The following is a 21,293-nucleotide window of genomic DNA, read 5'->3' on the forward strand; positions in this document are numbered from 1 at the left end:
AGGCTGGGTCGCCGATCGGACCGCCCCGGGCGACCGGGTTGCCGTGATCGCCGACAACAGCGCGGCCTACGCCCAGCTGTATTACGCGGTGCCCCACAGCGGGTGCGTGCTGACCTTGATCAACCAGCGGCTCAGCCCCGCCGAGCAAGCGGTTCAGCTGGCCACTGCGGCGCCGCGCCTGGTGCTGGGCGTAGGCCGCGCTGTTGTCGGCGATCACGGCAACCCGGTCGCCCGGGGCGGTCCGATCGGCGACCCAGCCTGCGACACCGCGGATCTGACGATCGAACTCGGCGAACGTCGCGGTGGTTCCGTCGTCGGCGATGACGGCCGCGCGCCGTGGTGCGGTGAGTGCCGCAGTCGAGATCAACTCGTGCAGAAGGCTCATGCTCGCTCACCCGGGTTGAGCTCGAACCGGTCCAGATAGCGTCGTACGAATTGCTGTGCCTGGGCATGGCCGCGGTTGATGCCCAGCCCGTCCTCGAGCACGAGGATGCGGGCCAGGCTGGCCACGATCATCGACATCACCACCGGCGGGAACTCGTCGGTGTCGACGCCGTGGGACTCCAGCGCCGAGGCCATCGCCGCCTCTTCGAGCTCGCGGAAACGGTCGGCGTAGCCGGCGATCTCACTACGGATTGCCTTGCGGTGGTTGGCCAATGCCATGAACTCCATCCACAGCGCGGCACCCTGGGTGTTGTTGAGCTCCCACAGTGCTTGCAGTGGGCGATCTTCGGCGAATGCCTGCTGCTGGGTGCTCAGGTTGGACTCGGCACCGGCCTGCAGGACGGCGATGAACAAGTCGTCCATGCTGGGGAAGTAGTAGTGCACGAGTGCGGGTTTGACGCCGGCGTGTGCGGCCACCCGTCGCGATGTGGCCGCGGCGTAGCCCTCCTCGAGCATGACTGCCGCGGTGGCCCGAATCAGTGCCCGCCGGGTGGTGGAGTCGCGTCCGGCGGTTGTTTTCGGGGTGCTCATCGCACCCTTGACCACGCGCGGCGGCGACTGCTAGACATGGCCTGAGTGTAGTTATTGGGCGATCGCCCAAAGTTGGCGGAGGGTGGGGGATGACAGGTCGGGTGGACGGCAAGGTCGCATTGATCACCGGGGCGGCCCGCGGACAGGGACGCAGCCATGCGGTGCGGCTGGCCCAAGAAGGTGCCGACATCATCGCCGTCGACATCTGCGCCACTTTCGAGCGGTCACCGGCGCTCGGGTCCACTGCCGCGGATCTGGCCGAAACCGCTGATCTGGTCAAGAACCTCGGGAGGAGGATCGTCACCGCCGAGGTCGATGTGCGCGATTTCGACGCCCTGGCGGGCGCGGTCGGCGGCGGCGTCGAACAACTCGGCCGGCTGGACATCATCGCGGCCAACGCGGGTATCGGTACCACCGGCGTGAGGCTGGACCGGATGGACGAGGACCTCTGGCAGGAGATGATCGACGTCAACCTCAGTGGGGTGTGGAAAACGGTGAAAGCCGGTGTGCCGCACATGCTTGCCGGTGGCCGAGGCGGTTCGATCATCCTGACCAGTTCGGTGGCCGGTTCCAAGGCCTATCCCTTCACCGGTCACTATGTGGCGGCCAAACACGGTGTGGTGGGGCTGATGCGCAGCTTCGCCGTCGAGTTGGGACAGCATTCGATCCGGGTGAACTCGGTGCATCCCACCCACGTCGACAGCCCCATGCTGATGAACGACACGACGTACCGGATGTTCCGGCCGGACCTGGAGAACCCGGGGCCCGACGATCTGGCGCCGATCTGCCAGACGTTTCACATGCTGCCGATCCCATGGGTGTCTCCCGAGGACATCAGCAATGCGGTGCTGTTCCTGGCCTCGGACGAGGCTCGGTACATCACCGGGGTCACCCTGCCCGTCGACGCCGGCAGTTGCCTGAAATGACCGTGTACTACGACCCCTACGACATCGGTATCGTCGCCGACCCGTACCCGGTCTACGCCCGCCTGCGCGATGAGGCCCCGCTCTACCACAACGAGCGTTACGACTTCTGGGCACTGTCCCGGCACGCCGACGTGGAAAAGGCGCTGTCGGACTGGGAAACGTTCTCCAACAGCCGAAGTGACATCCTCGAACTGGTGAAGTCGGACTTCGACATGCCGCCGGGCGTGATGATGTTCGAGGATCCGCCGATGCACACGTTGCTACGCGGCTTGATGTCACGGGTGTTCACGCCGCGGCGGATGGCCGAGATCGAGGACCAGATCCGGCAGTTCTGCGTGCGGTGCCTCGATCCGCTGGTCGGGTCCGGCGGCTTCGACATCATCGCCGAACTGGCCTCGATGATGCCCATGCGGGTCATCGGAATGCTGCTCGGCATACCGGAATCCGAGCAGATCGGGGTTCGCGACGCCAACGACGCCAACCTGCGCACCAAACCGGGTGCCCCGATGAAGGTGGCGCAGGCCGACCGGATCGCCGATGGCCGGATCTACGCCGACTACGTCGAATGGCGGTCGAAGAACCCGTCCGACGACCTGATGACAGCGCTGCTCAATGTCGAGTTCACCGATGAATTCGGGGTCAACCGCAAGCTCAACCGTAAAGAGGTGTTGCATTACACCCAGGTGGTCGCCGGGGCGGGCAACGAGACCACCGGCCGGCTCATCGGCTGGCTGGCCAAGGTGCTGGCCGAACATCCCGACCAGCGTCGCGAAGTGGCGCAGGATCGTTCGCTGCTGACCCGCGCGGTCGACGAGACGTTACGCTTCGAACCCACCGGACCGCACGTTGCCCGTTGGGTGGCAAGGGATTTCGCATATGACGGCATCACGGTTCCGGCCGGCAGCGCCATGCTGCTGTTGTTCGGGGCGGCCAACCGGGACCCACGCCGGTACCGCAACCCCGACACCTTCGACATCCACCGCGACAACATCAGCCACCTGACCTTCGGCAAGGGTCTGCACTACTGCCTGGGTGCCAACCTGGCCCGCCTCGAAGGCCGGGTGGCCCTCGACGAACTGCTCAATCGGTTCCCCGAATGGGAGATCGACTATGACGGTGCGCAACTGGCGCCAACCTCGACCGTGCGCGGCTGGGAGCAGCTACGCATCGTGGTGAACTGACTCAGGTGAACCTCTGGATCGGGCAGGCCCGCCGCAGTGTCAGCGCGCAGGTGCCCGCACCGCCGGCGCGGGTCCGGGCGTTCTACGTCGACTTGGACAACATCGCCCAGGTCCATCCGCTGGTGCAGTGGGTGCGTCGCGGGGCCCGATTGGACCTGGCCGACGGGTATCGGCAGGATTACCGGGTCCGCGACCGGATCCCCTTGGGGCCCTTCACGATACCGATCACCTACCGGGCCCGCCTCGTGGTGCCGACCTCCGGCGTCGTCACCGCCCAGGCCCGCCAGTTCCCGCGGGTGACGTTGGACAGCCGAGTGGATTTCGCCGCCACCGAAACCGGAACCAGGATCACCGAGGAGCTGACGATGGCCGCGCCCCGGCCGTTGCTGCCGGTCACCGTGGCGCAGGCGGTTGCCGCGCACTCCACGATGCTCGCCGCGATCGGCACCCACTTCTCCCGCGAGCAGACGTGAAACCCCTAAAACCCGTTGATTTCAGGGGTTTTAGTGTCGGCTCGCGCGGGGAACTAGACCGCCTCCGCGGGCTCGGTCGCCACCGATTTGGCCCAGCGGTAATCGGCCTTGCCTGCGGGCGAACGTACGATCTGCGCCGAGCGGATGAACGCCTTGGGGATCTTGTAGCGGGCAATCGACTGCTGACACACCTCGATGAGCTCCTCGTCGGTGGCCGACGCGCCCTCGGCGAACTGCACCACCGCCACGACCTCGCTGCCCCAACGTTCCGACGGCCGGCCGACCACCACCACGTCGTACACCGCCGGATGCGCGGAGACGGCCCGCTCGACCTCCTCGACGAAGATCTTCTCCCCACCTGAGTTGATGGTGACCGAGTCGCGGCCCAGCAGCTGAATACGCCCGTTTTCCAAGACATTTGCCCGGTCGCCCGGAACCGACCAGCGCACCCCGTCGATGGTCGGGAACGTGCGCGCGGTCTTGGCCTCGTCGCCGAGGTAGCCCAGGGGGATCAGGTCCCGGCGCGCCAGCCAGCCGCCGCCCTCACCGGGCCCGAGCACCCGGGACAGATCCTCGGCCACCACGCCGGTGTCGGACTGCGGGGTGAACGTCGCGGCCTCGCTCTCACCGCCGGCGGTCGAGAAGGTGCTCATCTGTGCCCCGGATTCCGATGCGCCGACGGCGTCGAGCAGGGTCAGGTGCGGCAGCGCGGTCAGGATGCGTTTGCGCACGGTCGGGGACAGCGGCGCACCGCCGTTGGTGATGGTGAACAGGCCGGACAGGTCGTAGCCGCCCTTCTCGATCTCGTCGACCAGCGGCCGGGCGATCGCGTCGCCCACCACCGGGATGCTCAGCACCCGTTCGCGTTCGGCCAACTGAAGCACGTTGTCCGGCTGCATCCGCACCACATCGTCGGGGATCACCAACTTGCCGCCCATGGTGACCACGTTGTAGGAGGCCCACTGGGCGGCGCCGTGCATGAACGGCGGGATCATCAACAGTGACAATCCGCCGCCGGCGTTGGCGGCCCGTTCGGCGAGTTCCTCGTACGAGCTGAGGCACGTGTCGCTGCCGAACGGGCGTCCGCCCATCGAGGACAGGAAGATGTCGTGCTGGCGCCACAGCACGCCCTTGGGCATGCCGGTGGTGCCGCCGGTGTAGAGGATGTACAGGTCGTCACCCGAGGGTGTGGGCATACCGGTTTGCGGCGCCGGGGTTTTCAGGATCGTCTCGTAATCGACCGCGCCGGGCAGCAGGTCGTTGCCGGATTCGTCGGCCACCTGAATCAGCACCTGCAGATTCGGCAACCGGTCGCGGATCGCGGCCACCCTCGGGGCGAACTCGGCGTTGTAGATCACCGCCCGGGCGTTGGAGTCGGTCAGCAGGTAGAGCAGTTCCTCTTCGACGTAGCGGTAGCTGACGTTGAACGGGGCCACCCGCGCGCGATAGCTGCCGATCATCGATTCCAGGTACTCGTTGCCGTTGCGCAGGTAGATGCCGAGGTGATCCTGACCGGACTCGTGCCCGGCCAGCGCGTCGCGTTCGGTGTGCGCACCGAGGCCGGCAGAAACCAGGTAGTGGGCAAAACCGTCGACGCGGGCGTCGAACTCGCGGTAGGTCAACCGCCGGTCCCGCCACACCAGGAAGGTCTGATCGCCGATGGCTCGCGCCACGGTCGAGAACACTGTGGACAGATCGAATTTCACGTCAGCGCTCATGGCACTCCTGGTGTGCACGGATTCGGGCCACCCGACCATACACTGATCGCTTACGTGTATGGCCGGTGGCCTGTGACGCGGGCCTCAGCCCGGGAAGAACCCGTCACCGGTGAACACGCCGGGCTGCCAGCCCTGCGCCCCGAGGCACAACATCGGCCGTCCGTCGGGGGACTGCGCCGCGGCCTGCGGCCCCGGGCACGGTGAGCCGATCTCCTGCACACCGTGCAACGGATAGGCATAAGTCCAGAATCCGGTGTAGACCGGCGGCCACTGGTTGGGGATCCAGCGGCACTGCATCGCTGTTCCGCCCGGGCCGCGCCCGAACACGTTGCGTTCCCAGCTGTAGCACGGCGCACCGTTGGACGCCTCGTAGCTCATCCCCGGCACATCGGTGGGGTAGCGGCCCGGGTTGTCCGGGTACATGTTGCTGTTGTCGTCAGCGGCCGCACCCGGCGCCACCGACAGCGCTGTTGCCAGTGCCGCCGCCGCGACTGCCGTGGCACCGAAGAACTCGCGAATCATGGGGCAAGAGCCTAGCCGGTCACCGAGCCGAGCAGTCGGCATTCGGAGCCGTTGTTACTCACCGGTATCGGTGTCGAGCACGCTGACCGCGATGCCATACGGCAGGAACCGCACCCGACGGCCGGGATCGGTGTTGCCGGCATTGGCGCGCAGCGCTTCGAGCTCACTGGGATAGACCTGCTCGATGTGGGCGCCGCCGGCTTCGTCGACGGTGTAGATCGCCCATACACCGTCGCCCGCCTCGCCGGTGGTCTCCGGCTCGGTCCTCGGCCGGGAAAACCTGGTCACCTCATCGAGCAGGCCTGCCCACCCGACGCCTTGACCGGGGTTGTTGAGAAACCGGCCCAACCCGTCGAGAGCCTCGCGCAACCCCTCACCGGCCTCGCGGGCGACGCGGTCGAAATCCTCGGGATCGAACCCGAACGGTCCACTGCCACTCATTGCGCTCTCCTCGATGTGGTGGGCTTGCCACGTGTCAAACACCAGTGTGCGCGCACTGGCCGACGGGCGGGATGGTAAACGAAGCAGATGGCCTTCACGCGGGACGACCTGTTAGCCACCGTCGAGCTGTCGCCGCAGGCAGCGGGCGCACACGACCGCCTTCGGTGGGTGGGATTGTTCGCTGCGGGCGGACGGGTCGAAGATCCGGTGGGTTCGCGAGCGCACCGCGGACGCGTCGAGATCGGACGCTTCTACGACACCTTCATCGCCCCGCGCGACATCACGTTCCACCGCGATGCCGACATCGTCGCCGGCTCGACGGTGATCCGTGACCTGGAACTCGAGGTGGCCATGAGTGCATCGGTCACCATGCGGATTCCGGCTTACCTGCGTTACGCCGTCAGCCCCGGCCCGGATGGACCGGCCATCGCGGAACTGCAGGCGTACTGGGAGCTGCCGTCGATGATCGAACAGTTCGCTCGCGCCGGCGTCGGGGCGCTGCCGGTCGGCCTGAAGCTGGCCGGGGCGCTGCTGCGCAATCAGGGGCCGGCGGGAGCGCTGGGCTTCGCGAAGGGCGTCGGCGGCCCGGGCCGGGCGGGTAAGCGCCTGATCGCCGGACTGCTCGACGACCTGTGCGCGGGCGACGCGGTCGCCGTACAGCGACGGCTCGGGACCGGCACCTCCATCTGCTTCGGCGACGACGTACCGACGACCACGTCGGGTTTGGTGGACCGCATCGCGGGCGGCGTCTGGTGCAAGCTGATCGCCTCGGGATCCAGCGTGGTGGCCGGGCTGGACAACGGCGGAGGGCGCGCGGTGCTGATCGCCGAACTCGGCGGCAAGCCACGTGCGATCTCGCGGGTGCGGTACTACGCGGAGGCGATGTGAGCGGAACTTCCGGCCCGGCTGCACCCCGCCGCGGCGCCGTCATGAGACCGTAGAAGGATCATGGCTGACCACGCATACATCACCTACGAGGAATTCGGCCGTCGGTTCTTCGAGGTGGCCGTCTCCGAGGACCGGGTCGGCGACGCCATCGGGGCGATCGCCGGCGACGAGTTCGAAATGGGGCCCATCGCCCAGGGGCCCGGAAAGATCGCCAAGGTCACCGCGCGGGTCAAGATCCAAAAGCCCCGGGTCAGCCGCATCGTCGGTGACACCATCACGTTCTCCATCCGGATACCGCTGGAGATCGACATGACGATCGACCTACGCATCGACCGGCCCAAGTTCATGGTGTTCGGCGAAATAGCGTTGCGCGCCTCGGCTTTGGCGGCCGAGCCGCTGCTGCTGATCCTCGATGTCAAGAAGCCGCGCCCGTCCGACATCTCGATCCATGTCACCTCCACGTCGCTGCGCGCGGAGGTGCTGCGCATCCTGGCCGGGGTGGACGCCGAGATCAAACGGTTCATCGCCGCGCACGTGGCCGGCGAGATCGACAGCCCGGAATCCGAGCAGGCCAAGGTGATCGACGTGGCCAAGGAACTCGACTCCGCCTGGACCGGCATCTGACCTCAAGCCCGCTCAACCGCCGAGGAACATCAGCTCAGGCCGACGCGGCGAGTGGCCCGCACCGCCCGACCGGCCGCGAAGATGGCGCCATAGCCACGGCATCAGCATGTTCTGCGTCCACAACACCTGTGAGTAGGCGCGGGACCGGAAGGTCTGGAACTGGGCCGGCTCGTTGGCCAGTGCCCAATCATGGTCGCTGCCGGGCAATTCGAGCGCTTCGGCCGCCGCCGCGGCGAACAATGCGTGCCCCCGGGCCGAACCGTGCACCCGGTCGGCGCTCCACGTCTGCGGCTCACGCATCGAGGGAGCCGCGTAGAGATCCACGAGGCGGAACCCGTATCGATCGGCGGCATCGTTGATGACGCCGTTGATCTGGACCACCCGCTTCCCGAGCAGTCGGCCCACCGGCAGGATCTGGGTGATGTCCGGGAACGTCGTGGTGACCACCGTGGCACCGGAATCCGCCAGCGTGCGGTAGAGGTAGTCCAGGTCATCCAACGCGCGCTGGAACGAGCGCCCCGGCCGGGTCACGTCGTTCATCCCGATGCAGACGGTGACCAGGTCGGGACACATCGACAGTGCGGTCGGCAATTGGGTGTGCAGCAGATCGCCGATCCGGTGACCCCGGATGGCCAGATTGGCATAACCCAGCCCCGGATAGAGCGCGTCGAGGCGGGCCGCGAGCCGGTCGGCGAAACCGGTCAGGCCGACGGTGTCGTCGCCGTCCCAGAGTCCTTCGGTCTGGCTGTCGCCCAGGGCGACATAGCGGGAAAAACGTCGCACGTCGGCGACTTTAGCGCGCACCGTCTCGGCCACTTCCCCCGGACGCCGAGGAGGGGCACCCGAAATGGGCGCCCCTCCTTGGTGTTTCGCGATGTTTGGGCTTACTTCACATCTACGTAAACTGTCTTGTTCAATACGGTGGTCTGCAAGTCGCCGCCAGGGCTTCCCGAATCCGTCCGGCTGTAGGTCTGACCCGGGCGCACAGCCACGACGGTTGCCTTGTTCAGCGGGGTGGAACCGACGTGGTTGACGATCACCTTGTAGCCCTGCGACTGCAGTTGGCTGATCGTCTGCTCGGCGTTGCCCGGACCGCTCGGTGCTGCCTGAGCGGGTGCGGCCAAGCCGATCACCGCCGCGGCAGCGGCGCCTGCGAACGCCGCGGCAAACCCGATCCTCATCATCTTTCGTGCCTTCTTTCACTCTTCTGTTGTGTCGCGTCAAGGTCGTCGACGACGCCCCGCCCACGCGCCGTCGCCGGTCTTTTTAGGTGTTACCTACTGGTTAACCGGCAGTTCACAATTTAAATTCCGGCGGGCCGAAAACCCTTGACGAGGGCTGCGTCACACGTGGGCACCGCGTCTGAAGTGAGACGAGCCACCGCGCTGTAGCAACGTGGCGTACGTCACCGGCGGGCCGAGGCGAATCGCGGTGATCGGCTCATCGCGTAGCGTGCATCCGGTGGCCAAGCTGAGCGCCGGGGTGTTGCTGTACCGCTTCGTCGGAACCGGGGTGGAGGTCTTGATCGCCCATCCGGGTGGACCATTCTGGGCCCGCAAAGACGCCGGGGCCTGGTCGGTGCCCAAGGGGGAGTACACCGAGGGCGAGGATCCGTGGCTGGCTGCGCAACGAGAGTTCGCCGAGGAACTCGGCTCGCCGCCGCCTGCCGGTCCGCGCATCGATCTGGTTCCGGTGAAGCAGGCCGGCGGCAAGGTGGTCACGGCGTTCGCGGTCCAGGGGGACTTCGAGCCGGCCGCGGCGGTCAGCAACACCTTCACCGTGGAGTTGCCGAAAGGGTCCGGACGCTTCGTCGAGTTTCCTGAAATCGACCGGGTCGCTTGGGTTTCGGTGGCAGTCGCCCGGGAGAAGCTGCTCGCCGGGCAGCGCCCGCTGCTCGATCAGTTGATGGCCGCGCCGCAGCTGGCCGGGTATGGCGAGGGAGACCCGCCCACCTGTTGACGACTCACAGATCGAGGGTCAACCGTTGCCCGGCCTCGGCCCGCGACACACACGTCAACAGATAACCGGCGTCGCGCTCCGGGTCGGTCAACAACGTGTCGCGGTGTTGTACCGTCCCGTCGGTGGCCCGGATCCGGCACGTGCCGCAGAACCCCTGGCGACAGGAGTACGGGGCATTCACCCCGGACCGTCCCAATGCGGCCAACAGTGTTTCGTCGGCCGCGACCGTCACGTTCGCACCGGTTGAGGCGATCGTGACCGAGAACTCGGCGCCGTCGACAACCGGTGGCGCAGCGAACCTTTCGAAATGCAGCTCGACGTCGTCCCGGCCGACCAGGGCACTGCGGACGCCGGTCAACATCGGTGCCGGGCCACAGGCGTACACCGTGGTGCCGTCCGGGCAAGCGCCCAGCAGGTCTGCGGGACTGGGCAGGCCGTGGACATCGTCGGTGCGTACCTCGATCCGGTCACCGAATCGGGCCAACTCGTCGAGGAACGGCAGGCTGTCGCGGCTGCGCCCGGCGTAGACCATCGACCAGTCAACCCCCAGCCGGGTGGCCAGGCTCAGCATCGGCAAGATCGGGGTGATGCCGATCCCACCGGCGATGAAGCGGAACCGTTGCGCGGGGGAGCCGTAACCGGGCACCGTGAGGGCGAACGCATTACGCGGGCCGTGTGTGCTGACCCGGGTGCCGACCGTAAGGGTGTCGTGCACCTCGACGGAACCGCCGCCGCCAGTAGGTATGCGCCGCACCGCAATTCGATAGCTGTCGGTCACCGCGGGATCGCCGCACAGCGAATACTGGCGGATCCGCCCGCTGGCCAGGTGCAAATCGATGTGCGCACCGGGGTGCCACTGCGGCAGCGGGCGACCGTCGGCAGCGGCGAGTGTCAGGGCGATGACGTCCTGATCGTGGGCGACCACCTGCCGCTCGGTCACGGTCAACGTGATCGTGCGGTCGAGTTCCGGAGGTGGGGTGGGCCGGCGCAGATAGCGGCTGACCGCCCACATGGTGGAGATCGTCACCTCGGCCAGACCGAGCATCGGATCGTGCCGGAACCGCCCCGACATACTCGGCGGCAGTTGACGATAGCGCGACAACAGCGGCATACCGCGGCCCGTCACAGATGGGCGGCCCGCGCCGCGGGGGAACTGGCCAGATAGGCGACCGCCTGCGCGGTCGAGCCCATCTCCTCCGGAGAGAAGCCGGGCCGGCAGTACGTCAGGGTGTGGGTGCCGAACATCCGGGAGAATTTGGGCAGCAGGCCGAGTTTGGAATCGCGGATGCGCATCCGGTTCATCTGCCACCAGCCGATGTCGAGCGACGGGTCGCGCTTGACCATTGCCCAACAGCCGCGCTGGAAGAACAGATAGACCGCCGTGGCCGCGACCGACATCGCCCGCACCCGGCTGTAATAGCTGTCCTGGAAGTACACCGCGACGTCGTGAGCGACGCTGCGGTGCTCGACTTCCTCGCTGCCGTGCCAGCGGAACAGATCGGTCATCGTCGGATCGGCGTCGTAGTCCTGCCACGTGCAGTTCAGCACGAAGTCGCCCAGCACGGCCGTGTAGTGCTCGATGGCCGCGATGAGCCACAGCCGGTCGCAGAGGTTCGACAGCTTGCGACGCGGATCGGTCGAGGTGGTCGGGGCCAGCATCTTGGTGAACATGTGCTCGACCACCGACAGGATCGGCTGGTAATCGACACCGTGCGCGGTGAGGAACTCGTCGAGCACCTTGTCGTGGGTTTCGGCGTGGGTGGCTTCCTGCCCGATGAAACCCCGCATGTCGTCGGCGAGTTGGGGATCGCGCACATACGGCAGCGCTTCGTTGAACGTCGCCACGAACCAGTGTTCGGCCATCGGCAGCACCACGTTGAACAAATTCACCATGGTCGAGGCCACCGGATGCCCCGGAATCCAGTGCAACGGGATGTCGTCGAGATCGAAGTGCACCTTGCGGGCCTGGATCTGTACCGGGCCCGGATCGATCTCGTGGTCGAACCGCAACGGACGCAGCATCGAGAGCCTCCCTGAAATGAGTGGTCTCTCAGCAGTGTACGGATTTAGGTGGGAACGACGGTACCGGGTTACTCGATCGGTCATTCCCGCCGCAGGATCAGGCCGGCGGTGGTGTGCCCGCCCCCGGCGCGCCCGCGATCGGAACCACCGGGGTCGGCGTCACGGTGGTCACGCCGTTGCTGCCCACGCGCGGACCGCCCGGGACGGCGGAATCGGCCGACTGCTCGGCCGCGGCCTCACTGCAATCCAGCATCAGGATCATCTTGCCGCTGGAGTTGACCTTCTGGGAGTCGACGAGGCACTCGGCCTGCGGAAGAGCGCTGCCGAACGAGCCGCCGAAGGTGGCCTTGACGCCCTGGCTCTTGAGGATCGCCAGCGCCTTCATGTACGGCTCGCCCACGACGTTGACCGAGGTCGAGGTCGGCTGTGAGGTGGCGGTTCCGGCAGCCACCAGGGCGATCGAACCGGCGGCAAGCAGACCGCCGCCGAGCGCAACAAGCTTGTTCACGTGTACTCCGTCAGTCGGGTGCGGTTGCGAACATATCGCAGCACTGATGAATGTGAAACCGGAGCAGACGCCGCCCGCGTTACATACCGGCCTCTCGGGCGTGGGCGGTGATCTCGGCCATGACGTCGCTCAACGCCGCGGCCCGCGGATCGACGAATACGTCCTCGAGCAGGAGACGCTGCCCGTCCGGGCCGGTCAGCGGGATCCGCCAGTTGGGGTACTCGTCGGTGGTCCCTGGTTGGTTCTGGGTCTGCACGTCGCCCACCGCGTCGGGCAGCGACAGTGCCAGCAGTCTCGACGGCGTGCGGCCCAGGTACCGGTACAGCGCGGTGACGGTCTGATCGGTGTCGGCTTCGGGCCCGAGCAGACCCACCCGGCGCAACTCCTCGAACCAGGCGCCCTGCGCGGCGCGGTCGGCGGCCAGCTCCTCGTCGGCCGGGCGGGTCAGCAGTCCGAGTTCATCCCGCAACCGCACGTGCGCGCCGGCCAGGTAACCCGGCGTCGGCGGCAGGTCATGGGTGGTCACCGAGGACAAGCAGTACTCCCGCCACCGTTCGGCGGGTAGCGGCCCGCCCGAAGTGTGGGACTCGAACCACAGGATCGAGGTCCCGAACAGGCCCCGGTCGTGCAGGTAATCGCGCACCCACGGTTCCACCGTGCCCAGATCCTCGCCGACCACGACAGCGCCGGCCCGATGCGCCTCCAGCGCGATGATGCCGATCATCGCCTCGTGGTCATAGCGCACATAGGTGCCCTCGGTGGGCGCGGCGCCTTTGGGAATCCACCACAACCGGAACATCCCGATGATGTGGTCGATACGCACGCCGCCGGAGTGCCGCAACGCCATGTTGACCACCGCCCGGAACGGTTCGTAGGCCTGCTCGGCGAGGCGGTCCGGCCGCCACGGCGGCTGCGACCAATCCTGGCCGAGCTGGTTGAACTCGTCCGGCGGCGCGCCCGCCGTGACGCCGAGGGCCAGCACGTCCTGGAGGGCCCAGGCGTCGGCGCCGTCGGGGTCGACGCCGACCGCGAGATCACTCATGACGCCCAACTCCATCCCGGCCTGCAGTGCGGTCGCCTGGGCCGCCGTGAGCTGGTCGTCGAGCACCCACTGCAGCCAGCGATGGAAATCCACGGCCTGCGGGTTGGCCGCGGCGAACTCGGCCACCTCCGGGCTACCCGGATGTTGCAGTGCGTGCGGCCAGGCATGCCAGTCGTTGCCGTACTCCTCGGCCAGCGCACACCAGATCGCGAAATCGTCCAGACTCGGCCCCTGCCGGTGGCGAAACGCGGCGTAGGCCAACTCCCGGCCCGCCGAGCGCTGCACCCGGTACACCTGCTCCAGCGCTGCGCGCTTGGCCCGCCAGGCGGCGTCCCGGTCGATGGTCGGATGTCCGTCGGCGTGTGTGTTGAGCGCGGTCCGCAACCCTCGGAGACGCCGGCGATGGCGAACCGCGGCGAACTCTGCGATGGCCTCCACCCGCAGGTACAGCGGATTGCCGAAGCGTCGTGAGGTGGGCAGGTACGGGGAGGGCTCCATCGGCGCGGCCGGCGCGGCCGCGTGCAGCGGGTTGACCAGGAGAAAGCTTGCGCCGTGCCGGCTGGCAGACCACACGGCGAGATCGGTCAGGTCGGTGAGATCGCCTGTGCCCCAGGAATTTCGTGAGCGCACGCTGTACAGCTGCACGGCCAGCCCCCACGCGCGCCGTCGGCCCAGCCGGGCGGGCAGGGCCAGGGTGCCCGGCGAGATCACCACCGGGGTCTCGGTGCGGGAGCCGGGCGGACCCAACCGGAGCCGGTGATAGCCCAGCGGTAGGTCTGCGGGCAGTTCGAAGGTGGCCTCACCGATCAGCCGGTCCCCGGCGTCGTACGGGGAACGGTTGTTCTCCAGTTGCCGCAGCCCGGTTCGTTCGGTGCCGTCCTCGAGCAACAGTGCGACGTCGGCCGGATCTCCGTGGGTGACGTGGACCCAGAACCTCGACGCCACCCCGGACCGGCCGAGCACGATCGGCGGCAGGGCGCGCTGCCAGTACTGCCGGTCATGGGCGGCCAGCGCATCGGCACGCTGCTGTTCGGTGCCGGCCGGCACGCCCAGCGCGTCGAGCACGGCCACCAGTGTCGACTCGCTGACAGCGGTGCGCCGGCCGGTCCAGTCTTCGAACTCCGCGGCCACGCCGTAGCGGCCGGCCAACTCCAGCAGGGCTGGGGAGAGTGCGGTCATGGTCTCAATCTTGCGGCCCAAGGGCCGATCGTGTCAGGCGACGGCGTCGGTAGGGTCGACTCGATGGCACGAAGTTCGGCTCCGCATCAGCGTGGCGCTGTCGACCTGCGCCGGGCGCGGATCGCCGTCGGCGCGCTGTTTCTCACCAACGGGGCGATCTTCGCCAACCTGCTGCCGCGCTATCCGGAGATCAAGACCGACCTGCACCTCAGCAATGCGGTGTACGGTGCCGCCGTCGCCTCGTTCTCCGGCGGGGCGCTGGTTGCCGGACTGACTGCGGCAGCATTGATCCGGCGGTTCCGCAGTGCCCGGGTCGCCGTCATCGGCACGGTGGCCCTCGGGTCCTTCATCGTGGCAGCAGGATTGTCGAGCACACCGCTGATGCTGGCCGCGGCCCTGTTTCTGGCCGGGGCCTGCGACTCGGTGGTCGATGTGGCGCAGAATGCCCACGGCCTGCGCCTGCAGCGTGAACACGGCCGCTCGATCATCAATTCGCTGCACGCGGTGTGGGCCGCCGGGGCGATCCTGGGCGGACTCACCGGTGCCGGCGCCATCGCCCTCGGCGTGCCGCGCAGCCTCCATCTTGCGGTGATCGCCGCCCTGCTGAGTGCGGTGGCCCTGGTCGCCTACCGCTATCTGCTGCCCGGCCCCGACCATGATGACCACCCGGCGGCGCACGCGCCGCTCGGAACCAGCGCCGGCCCGCGGGTGTACCTGGTGCTGCTGGCCCTGGTGTCGATCGCGATCGCCGGTGCCACGGTCGAAGATTCCGGAAGTAGCTGGGCCACCTTGTATTTGCGCGACTTTCTGCACGCACCGCCGGCACTGGCGGTTTTCGGGTACATCGCGCTCGTCGGGTTCATGTTCGTGGGCCGGCTCACCGGGGACCGGCTGGTCGACCGCTTCGGCGAAGCCGCCGTGGTGCGGGCGGGCGGCGTGATCACCGCGGTCGGGATGGGAACCGCGCTCGCGTTCCCGAGCATCGGCCTCACGATCGCCGGCTTCGCGCTGGCCGGTCTCGGGGTGGCCACCCTGGTCCCGGCCGCCATGCATGCGGCCGACCAGCTGCCCGGTCTGCGGCCAGGCACCGGCTTGACCGTGGTCACCTGGCTGATGCGGGTCGGTTTCTTCGGTGCGCCACTGCTCGTCGGATTCGTCGCCGACGCCGCCGGATTGCGGGCCGGCCTGCTGGTCGTGCCGCTGGCCGGGATCGTGGCCATCCTGCTGGCCGGGGTGTTACCGGGCCGACGGGTCTCGGCACCTGGTCTACGTCCCGACGCCGGCCAACTCGATCGTGAAGACGCCCGACACGATTAATGCGACGCCGAGCATCATCAGTGGGGTCAACGGTTCGGCGAACAGGAAGCGGGCGATGACGGCGACCAGCGCGACGCCGCACGCGGTCCAGATGCCGTAGGCGATGCCCACCGGCACACCCAGCGACAGCGACAGCCACAGCAGATAGAACGACGTGACGTAACCGGTCACCACCGGTGCGATCCAGGCCTTACGGCGGAACCCGTCCGAGGCGCGCAGCGCGAGCGTTGCGAGCACCTCCACCACGATCGCCCCAGACAGGGCCAGCCACATCACGATTCGGCTCCACGCGGGTGTGATCCCAGCTCGACGAGCAGGACGCCGGCGACGATCAACCCGATCCCGGCGATGATCGGCCAGGTGAACGGATCGCCGAACAACACCGCGGCCAGCGCCGCGGTTGCCGCGGTGCCCAGCGCGCCCCAGATTCCGTACGCGACGCCGACGGGCATGCCCGCCCGCAGGACCAGCGTCAGCAACACGAACGCCGCCGCGTAACCGGACACCACCAGAACCAGCCAGGCCGCATGGTCCTGGGATGCGCGCAGCGACAGGGTGGCGGTGACTTCGGTGACGACGGCCGTGATCAACAACGCCCATGTCCGCACCGGACAAACTTATCTCCCGTCACGCCGGTGGGTACGGTGGGGGAGCCCGTCCAGCTTTGCCCAGGAGTCCCGATGCCCGATCCGACCAACGCCGGTGCGCCGGTCATCGAGACCGGGTACGGCCCGGTTCGCGGGACCGACGACGGAACGACCAAGCGGTGGATAGGCATTCGCTACGCCGCGGCCCCGGTCGCCGAGTTGCGGTGGCGCGCACCGCAACCGCCGCCACGCCGGCAGGAGGTCGTCGACGCGACCGGCGCCGGGCCGGTCTGCCCGCAGATCACCGACCCGCGTCTGCCAATCGACCTGGGCGGCCGGCAGGGCGAGGACAGCCTCGTCCTGAACGTCTGGGCACCCAGTGGGACCGAGGCCGGCGACGCCAAGCCGGTGATGGTCTGGATCCACGGTGGCGCCTACGTACTCGGCTCGGGAAGCCAGCCGCTCTACGACGGTGCGGTGCTGGCGGGCGAGGGCGACATCGTGGTGGTCACCGTCAACTATCGGCTGGGTCCCTTCGGTTTCCTCGACCTCTCGGAGTTCAACGGGCACCCGGGTGCCAAGGGGCTGCGGTTCGACACCAACCCGGGATTGCGCGACGTGCTGTTTGCGCTGCAGTGGGTACGTGACAACATCGCGGCGTTCGGCGGTGACCCGAACCGGGTGACCCTGTTCGGCGAGTCGGCCGGCGGCGGCATCATCACCACGCTGCTCACCAGCCCGGCCGCCGAGGGGCTGTTCAGCGCCGCCATCGCGCAGAGTTCCCCGGCGACATCGGTCTACGACACCGAGCGCGCCAGGGCGGTCACCGCCCAGGTCCTGGATCGGCTGGGCATCGGGCGCGACGAGGTCGCGCAGCTCTCGGAAGTGCCGGTGCCCAGGCTGCTGGCCGTGGCCAAAGAGGTGTACGACGCGGTTCCCAACCAGTCGCCGGGCCTGCTGGCCTTCGCGCCCATCGTCGACGGCGATCTGGTCCCGGACTATCCGGTGGCAGCCGCCCGGGACGGTCGCAGCCACCCGGTGCCGCTGATCATCGGCACCAACGAGCACGAGGCCACCGTGTTCCGTTGGATGAAGTCACCCCTGATGCCGATCACGCCCGAGTCGCTGCGAACCATGTTCGCCGCGATCGCCGACGAGCAGCCGGGGCTGCAGTTGCCGACCGAAGCACAGGTCGCCGCGGCGTACGCCGGCCTGCGGCCCAAGGCGATCGGCCTGGGCGTGGCGCGCGACATCGGTTTTCGGATGCCGACCCTGTGGTTCGCCGATGGGCACAGCGCGGTGGCACCGGTTTACCTGTACCGCTTCGATTTCACGACCCCGATGCTGCGGCTGCTGCGGCTCGGCGCTGCCCACGCCACCGAGCTGCCGTACGTGTGGGGCAATCTGGTCGCCGGGCCCAAGGACCCGACGTTCAAACTGGGCGGGCTCAAGCATGGGCGAGGCGTGTCCCGCCGGGTGCGTCGGCGGTGGGTCAACTTCGCCGGCACGGGCGAGCCCGTCGGCGCCGCCGGGGAACCGGTGTGGCGGCCGTACCGCCGCGAGGACCGCGCCACGCTGGTGATAGACAAACAGGACAAAACCGTCGCCGACCTGGACCGTCATCTACACACGGCCTGGGGAAGCCGCATCCTCAACTTCCGATAGCACGAATCCGCTGATCCGCCGAGACAAAAGAAACTGCCATGGAAATGATCCGGTCCATCCTGGACTTTCTGCCCGAACCGATGCGGGATCCGGTGGTCTTCGCCATCCCGTTCTTCCTCCTGCTGCTGGCGGTGGAATGGACCGCGGCGCGTCGTCTCGAACACGTCGAGGCGCAACGAGCCCCCGCTGGGTCGTTCCACGCGCGCGACGCATGGACCAGCATTTCGATGGGCTTGGTGTCGATGGCGACCATGTCGGCCTGGAAACTGCTGGGATTGTTGGGCTATGCCGCCATCTACGCGTATGTGGCGCCATGGCATCTGCCCGCCGACCGCTGGTACACCTGGTTGATCGCCCTCGTCGGGGTGGATCTGCTGTACTACACCTACCACCGGATTGCCCACCGGGTGCGGTTGATCTGGGCCACGCACCAGGCCCACCACTCCAGCGAGTACTACAACTTCGCCACCGCGCTACGCCAGAAGTGGAACAACAGCGGCGAGATCCTGGCCTGGATTCCCTTGCCGCTGTTGGGCGTCCCGCCCTGGCTGGTGTTCTTCAGCTTCTCGGTGAGCCTGGTCTATCAGTTCTGGGTGCATACCGAGCGGGTCGGAAAGCTCTGGCGGCCAATCGAGTTCATCTTCAACACCCCGTCGCATCACCGTGTGCACCATGGCTGTGACGAGTTGTACCTGGACCGCAACTACGGCGGGATCCTGATCATCTGGGACCGGATGTTCGGCACGTTCCAGCCCGAGGTGTTCCGACCGCGCTATGGGCTGACGAAGCCGGTGGACACGTTCAACCTTTGGACGCTGCAGACTCACGAATATGTGGCGATCGCCCGGGACGTGCGGCGGGCGCGTCGGCTGCGCGACCGGCTGGGCTACGTCTTCGGTCCACCAGGTTGGCAGCCCGCACAGGTCGCCGACGCTCAGCCGGTTCGATAGCGCGTCCCCCCGTCGCGACACCGCTTCGATCGGTGCACCCTGCAGAGAGTGCGCGAGCGGTCCCTGCCGTTTCCGCCAGAGCCGTTGGCCGCCATGGGAATCGCCTGGGGCGGGGCTTCGATTCGTGATCGCCGCCGCCTGGTTCGGGTGATGTTGGCCAGACGTTTGAATTCGAGCCGAGCCGAATGGCACCAAAGCAAACCGCACATCAGTAAGCTCGACCGAACCGGGTGCACAATCCGGAACTTGGTCACGAAAGGGGTTATTGCGTGGGAGACACACTGACCGAAGGGCAGAAGCTGGAGAAGGGGGGATCGATCACCTCGAACAACGGCGCGTACACGTTGACGTTGCAGGATGACGGCAACCTCGTGTTGTACGCACGTGACAAAGCGGTCTGGTCAACTTCCACCAACGGCCAGGACGTGGTGCGCGCCGAGGTGCAGACCGACGGCAACTTCGTGCTGTACACCCCCGAGAAGCCGGTGTGGCACACCGACACCAAGGGCAAGAAGGACGTCAAACTGGTTCTCCAGGACGACCGGAATCTGGTGCTGTACGCCGCGGACGGGCCGGCCTGGTCGTCCAAGACCGACACCACCGAGCCGCCGCCACCGGCCCCCGAGGCCGCCGCGCCCGAGCCCGAGGTGGCCCCGGCCGCTGTCGAAGAGCCCGCACCGGCCGCCGCACCCGAGCCGGCCGCGCCGCCGCCACCCCCGCCGGCGCCCGAGCCCCGTACCTACACGGTGGTTTCCGGCGACACCCTGTGGGCGATCGCCGAGCGGTTCTACGGTGACGGCAGCAAGTACCAGCAGATCGCCGATGCCAGCGGCATCGCCAACCCTGACCTGATTCACCCTGGCCAGGTCTTGACGATTCCCTGACCTGTTGTACCTCGATGGCCCGGCCCCTTTGGTCCGGGCCATCGTCGTTTCGGTTTGCGCGTCGTTTCGGGTTGCGGAACTGGGTACTCCCGGTAACGAAGTTGCCCGCCCGCCGATATTGATATCGGTAGGGTGACTTCACCCACATCCGCCGATCGGGAGGGCCGGCCGTGTACTGGAGGATTGGTAATGCGATGCGGGTGCTGGCTGCGGCCCCGATCGCCGCAGTTTTGACGGTGCCGACCCCGGCGGCCGCCGCGGGATCGCTGGTGTACCCCGGGATGGAAATCCGCCAGGGCACCAACGTTTGCACGCTCGGCTTCGTGGATCCGTTGAGCCGCGTCGGGTTCACCGCCGGGCACTGCCGAGCCGATGGTCGGGTCGGTGACCGGGACGGAAACTTCATCGGCCACATGGGCGCCTATCAGGACAACACGCCCGATGGCGCCACCGTCGACACGAACCACATGATCTCCGATTGGGAGACCATCCAGTTGGCCGGTGACGTCGCGGTCAACAACGTCCTGCCGGGCGGGCGCATGCTGGTCGAAGACCCGGCCTTCCAGCCGTCGCCGGGCGCTCCGGTGTGTCACTTCGGGGTGGTCACCGGCGAGACCTGCGGCACCATTCAGGCGGTCAACAACGGGTGGTTCACCATGGCCAACGGCATCGTCAGCCAGAAGGGCGACTCCGGCGGCCCGGTCTACGTCATCACGCCCGACGGGCGCGCCGCCATCGTCGGGATGTTCAACAGCACGTGGGGCAACTATCCGGCGGCAGTGTCGTGGCAGAACGCCAGCGGGCAGGCCCGCGGCGCGGGTGCCCCCGCCGCCGGTCAGGTCTCCAACCTGTTCGGCGGGCCGCCCTGACCGGGCGAAACACCGAACTAGAACACGTTCTAGCCATTGCGTCCGGCGGGCGATATTCTGATCGCGATGCCTGACCAGACACCTGTCCAGATTGCCTGGGTGACCGCGGACCTCGACGCCACCGAACGTGCGTTGAGCACCCTGCTGGGGGCCCGGCGGTGGGTGCGGATGCCCGAGGTGCACTTTGCCCCCGAAACCTGTAGTTACCGTGGCCGCCCCGCCGACTTCGTCGCCGACATCTCGCTGAGCTACGCCGGCGACACCCAATTGGAACTCATCTCGCCGGTACGCGGACAAGGCGTGTATACCGAGTTCCTCGAGCAGCACGGACCGGGGCTGCACCACATCTGCATCGAGGCCGAGGATTCCGGCGCCTTCGAGGCGAAGCTGCGCGACGCCGAAACCGACGGGTCACCGGTGGTGTGCCGAGGGGAGATGCCCGGCGGGATGACCTTCGCCTACGTGTCGGCGGCCGCGGCCGGGGTGCCGTATCTGGAAATCGCTTATATCCCGCCCGAGATCCGGGCGTTCTTCGACTATGTGAAACAGGAGCAGCAGTGAAG

General features: G+C 67.6%; 25 protein-coding genes. 13 read left to right on the forward strand and 12 right to left on the reverse strand.

Annotation, left to right across the window (positions count from 1 at the left end):
- The first annotated feature begins 43 nt into the window (after positions 1–43).
- Positions 44–424 carry a hypothetical protein gene (locus tag A5699_RS30335; protein ID WP_369806745.1) on the forward strand — a complete coding sequence of 127 codons (381 nt, stop codon included), beginning with the start codon at positions 44–46 and terminating at the stop codon, positions 422–424.
- On the opposite strand, the gene A5699_RS21110 is transcribed toward A5699_RS30335, so the two are convergent.
- Complete coding sequence (locus tag A5699_RS21110; RefSeq protein ID WP_076241546.1) at positions 382–975, reverse strand: TetR/AcrR family transcriptional regulator; 594 nt, start codon at positions 973–975, stop codon at positions 382–384. The genes A5699_RS30335 and A5699_RS21110 overlap by 43 nt on opposite strands.
- Positions 976–1,064: 89 nt before the next feature.
- Between A5699_RS21110 and A5699_RS21115 the strand changes: the two genes are divergently transcribed.
- From A5699_RS21115 to A5699_RS21125, 3 genes are read left to right on the forward strand one after another with little or no spacing between them, the layout of a single operon-like run.
- Positions 1,065–1,901, forward strand: coding sequence for a mycofactocin-coupled SDR family oxidoreductase (locus A5699_RS21115; protein WP_067773389.1), 837 nt, complete (start codon positions 1,065–1,067; stop codon positions 1,899–1,901).
- Positions 1,898–3,082: a cytochrome P450 gene (locus A5699_RS21120; protein ID WP_067773392.1), complete on the forward strand. Its 1,185-nt coding sequence runs from the start codon at positions 1,898–1,900 to the stop codon at positions 3,080–3,082. Before A5699_RS21115 ends, A5699_RS21120 begins: the two co-directional genes overlap by 4 nt.
- 5 nt (positions 3,083–3,087) lie before the next feature.
- The gene (locus tag A5699_RS21125) at positions 3,088–3,555 is read left to right on the forward strand and encodes an SRPBCC family protein (RefSeq protein ID WP_067773395.1); all 468 of its coding nucleotides are present in this window, start codon (positions 3,088–3,090) and stop codon (positions 3,553–3,555) included.
- A gap of 53 nt (positions 3,556–3,608) precedes the next feature.
- Here A5699_RS21125 and A5699_RS21130 read toward each other — a convergent pair whose 3' ends face one another.
- From A5699_RS21130 to A5699_RS21140, 3 genes are all read right to left on the reverse strand, one after another.
- Positions 3,609–5,273: an acyl-CoA synthetase gene (locus A5699_RS21130; protein ID WP_067773539.1), complete on the reverse strand. Its 1,665-nt coding sequence runs from the start codon at positions 5,271–5,273 to the stop codon at positions 3,609–3,611.
- An 84-nt stretch (positions 5,274–5,357) separates the two neighbouring features.
- The gene (locus A5699_RS21135; protein ID WP_067773398.1) at positions 5,358–5,795 is read right to left on the reverse strand and encodes a hypothetical protein; all 438 of its coding nucleotides are present in this window, start codon (positions 5,793–5,795) and stop codon (positions 5,358–5,360) included.
- A gap of 54 nt (positions 5,796–5,849) precedes the next feature.
- Positions 5,850–6,236 (reverse strand): hypothetical protein, encoded by a 387-nt coding sequence (locus tag A5699_RS21140; RefSeq protein WP_067773401.1) that lies wholly within the window; start codon positions 6,234–6,236, stop codon positions 5,850–5,852.
- 87 nt (positions 6,237–6,323) lie between these two features.
- Between A5699_RS21140 and A5699_RS21145 the strand changes: the two genes are divergently transcribed.
- Positions 6,324–7,124 (forward strand): ketosteroid isomerase family protein, encoded by an 801-nt coding sequence (locus A5699_RS21145; RefSeq protein ID WP_067773404.1) that lies wholly within the window; start codon positions 6,324–6,326, stop codon positions 7,122–7,124.
- Positions 7,125–7,184: 60 nt separating this feature from the next.
- A complete protein-coding gene (locus A5699_RS21150) occupies positions 7,185–7,748 on the forward strand; it encodes a hypothetical protein (RefSeq protein WP_067773407.1) in 564 nt (187 codons plus the stop codon).
- A 12-nt stretch (positions 7,749–7,760) separates the two neighbouring features.
- Here A5699_RS21150 and A5699_RS21155 read toward each other — a convergent pair whose 3' ends face one another.
- The gene (locus A5699_RS21155; RefSeq protein ID WP_067773542.1) at positions 7,761–8,531 is read right to left on the reverse strand and encodes an SGNH/GDSL hydrolase family protein; all 771 of its coding nucleotides are present in this window, start codon (positions 8,529–8,531) and stop codon (positions 7,761–7,763) included.
- Between the two features lie 101 nt (positions 8,532–8,632).
- Positions 8,633–8,932: a hypothetical protein gene (locus tag A5699_RS21160; protein ID WP_067773410.1), complete on the reverse strand. Its 300-nt coding sequence runs from the start codon at positions 8,930–8,932 to the stop codon at positions 8,633–8,635.
- A 277-nt stretch (positions 8,933–9,209) separates the two neighbouring features.
- On the opposite strand from A5699_RS21160, the gene A5699_RS21165 reads away from it, so the two are divergent.
- Positions 9,210–9,707 carry an NUDIX domain-containing protein gene (locus A5699_RS21165; protein ID WP_067773545.1) on the forward strand — a complete coding sequence of 166 codons (498 nt, stop codon included), beginning with the start codon at positions 9,210–9,212 and terminating at the stop codon, positions 9,705–9,707.
- Between the two features lie 4 nt (positions 9,708–9,711).
- Here A5699_RS21165 and A5699_RS21170 read toward each other — a convergent pair whose 3' ends face one another.
- The 4 genes from A5699_RS21170 to malQ form a co-directional block, all read right to left on the reverse strand.
- Positions 9,712–10,818, reverse strand: a complete 1,107-nt coding sequence (locus A5699_RS21170) for a PDR/VanB family oxidoreductase (RefSeq protein WP_067773547.1) — start codon at positions 10,816–10,818, stop codon at positions 9,712–9,714.
- A gap of 11 nt (positions 10,819–10,829) precedes the next feature.
- On the reverse strand, positions 10,830–11,729 hold the full coding sequence (locus A5699_RS21175; protein ID WP_067773413.1) for a metal-dependent hydrolase: 900 nt from the start codon (positions 11,727–11,729) through the stop codon (positions 10,830–10,832).
- 97 nt (positions 11,730–11,826) lie between these two features.
- Positions 11,827–12,237: a hypothetical protein gene (locus tag A5699_RS21180; protein ID WP_067773416.1), complete on the reverse strand. Its 411-nt coding sequence runs from the start codon at positions 12,235–12,237 to the stop codon at positions 11,827–11,829.
- A 79-nt stretch (positions 12,238–12,316) separates the two neighbouring features.
- Positions 12,317–14,458, reverse strand: a complete 2,142-nt coding sequence (malQ, locus tag A5699_RS21185) for a 4-alpha-glucanotransferase (RefSeq protein ID WP_067773550.1) — start codon at positions 14,456–14,458, stop codon at positions 12,317–12,319.
- A 63-nt stretch (positions 14,459–14,521) separates the two neighbouring features.
- On the opposite strand from malQ, the gene A5699_RS21190 reads away from it, so the two are divergent.
- Positions 14,522–15,775, forward strand: a complete 1,254-nt coding sequence (locus A5699_RS21190; protein ID WP_067773419.1) for an MFS transporter — start codon at positions 14,522–14,524, stop codon at positions 15,773–15,775.
- Here the strand turns inward: A5699_RS21190 and A5699_RS21195 are convergent.
- Positions 15,725–16,048, reverse strand: a complete 324-nt coding sequence (locus A5699_RS21195; protein WP_067773422.1) for a multidrug efflux SMR transporter — start codon at positions 16,046–16,048, stop codon at positions 15,725–15,727. The two genes, A5699_RS21190 and A5699_RS21195, sit on opposite strands and share 51 nt — an antisense overlap.
- Positions 16,048–16,383: a multidrug efflux SMR transporter gene (locus A5699_RS21200; protein WP_067773425.1), complete on the reverse strand. Its 336-nt coding sequence runs from the start codon at positions 16,381–16,383 to the stop codon at positions 16,048–16,050. Before A5699_RS21200 ends, A5699_RS21195 begins: the two co-directional genes overlap by 1 nt.
- A 72-nt stretch (positions 16,384–16,455) precedes the next feature.
- Between A5699_RS21200 and A5699_RS21205 the strand changes: the two genes are divergently transcribed.
- From A5699_RS21205 to A5699_RS21225, 5 genes are all read left to right on the forward strand, one after another.
- Positions 16,456–18,027 (forward strand): carboxylesterase/lipase family protein, encoded by a 1,572-nt coding sequence (locus A5699_RS21205; RefSeq protein ID WP_067773427.1) that lies wholly within the window; start codon positions 16,456–16,458, stop codon positions 18,025–18,027.
- Between the two features lie 38 nt (positions 18,028–18,065).
- Positions 18,066–18,977 carry a sterol desaturase family protein gene (locus A5699_RS21210; RefSeq protein WP_067773430.1) on the forward strand — a complete coding sequence of 304 codons (912 nt, stop codon included), beginning with the start codon at positions 18,066–18,068 and terminating at the stop codon, positions 18,975–18,977.
- 269 nt (positions 18,978–19,246) lie between these two features.
- Positions 19,247–19,861: a LysM peptidoglycan-binding domain-containing protein gene (locus A5699_RS21215; protein WP_067773433.1), complete on the forward strand. Its 615-nt coding sequence runs from the start codon at positions 19,247–19,249 to the stop codon at positions 19,859–19,861.
- Between the two features lie 194 nt (positions 19,862–20,055).
- On the forward strand, positions 20,056–20,730 hold the full coding sequence (locus A5699_RS21220; protein WP_067773437.1) for a hypothetical protein: 675 nt from the start codon (positions 20,056–20,058) through the stop codon (positions 20,728–20,730).
- A 66-nt stretch (positions 20,731–20,796) separates the two neighbouring features.
- A complete protein-coding gene (locus A5699_RS21225) occupies positions 20,797–21,291 on the forward strand; it encodes a VOC family protein (RefSeq protein WP_067773556.1) in 495 nt (164 codons plus the stop codon).
- Positions 21,292–21,293 lie beyond the last annotated feature (2 nt).

The sequence above is a fragment of the Mycobacterium sp. E802 genome (genome assembly GCF_001666875.1).
Classification (GTDB): domain Bacteria; phylum Actinomycetota; class Actinomycetes; order Mycobacteriales; family Mycobacteriaceae; genus Mycobacterium.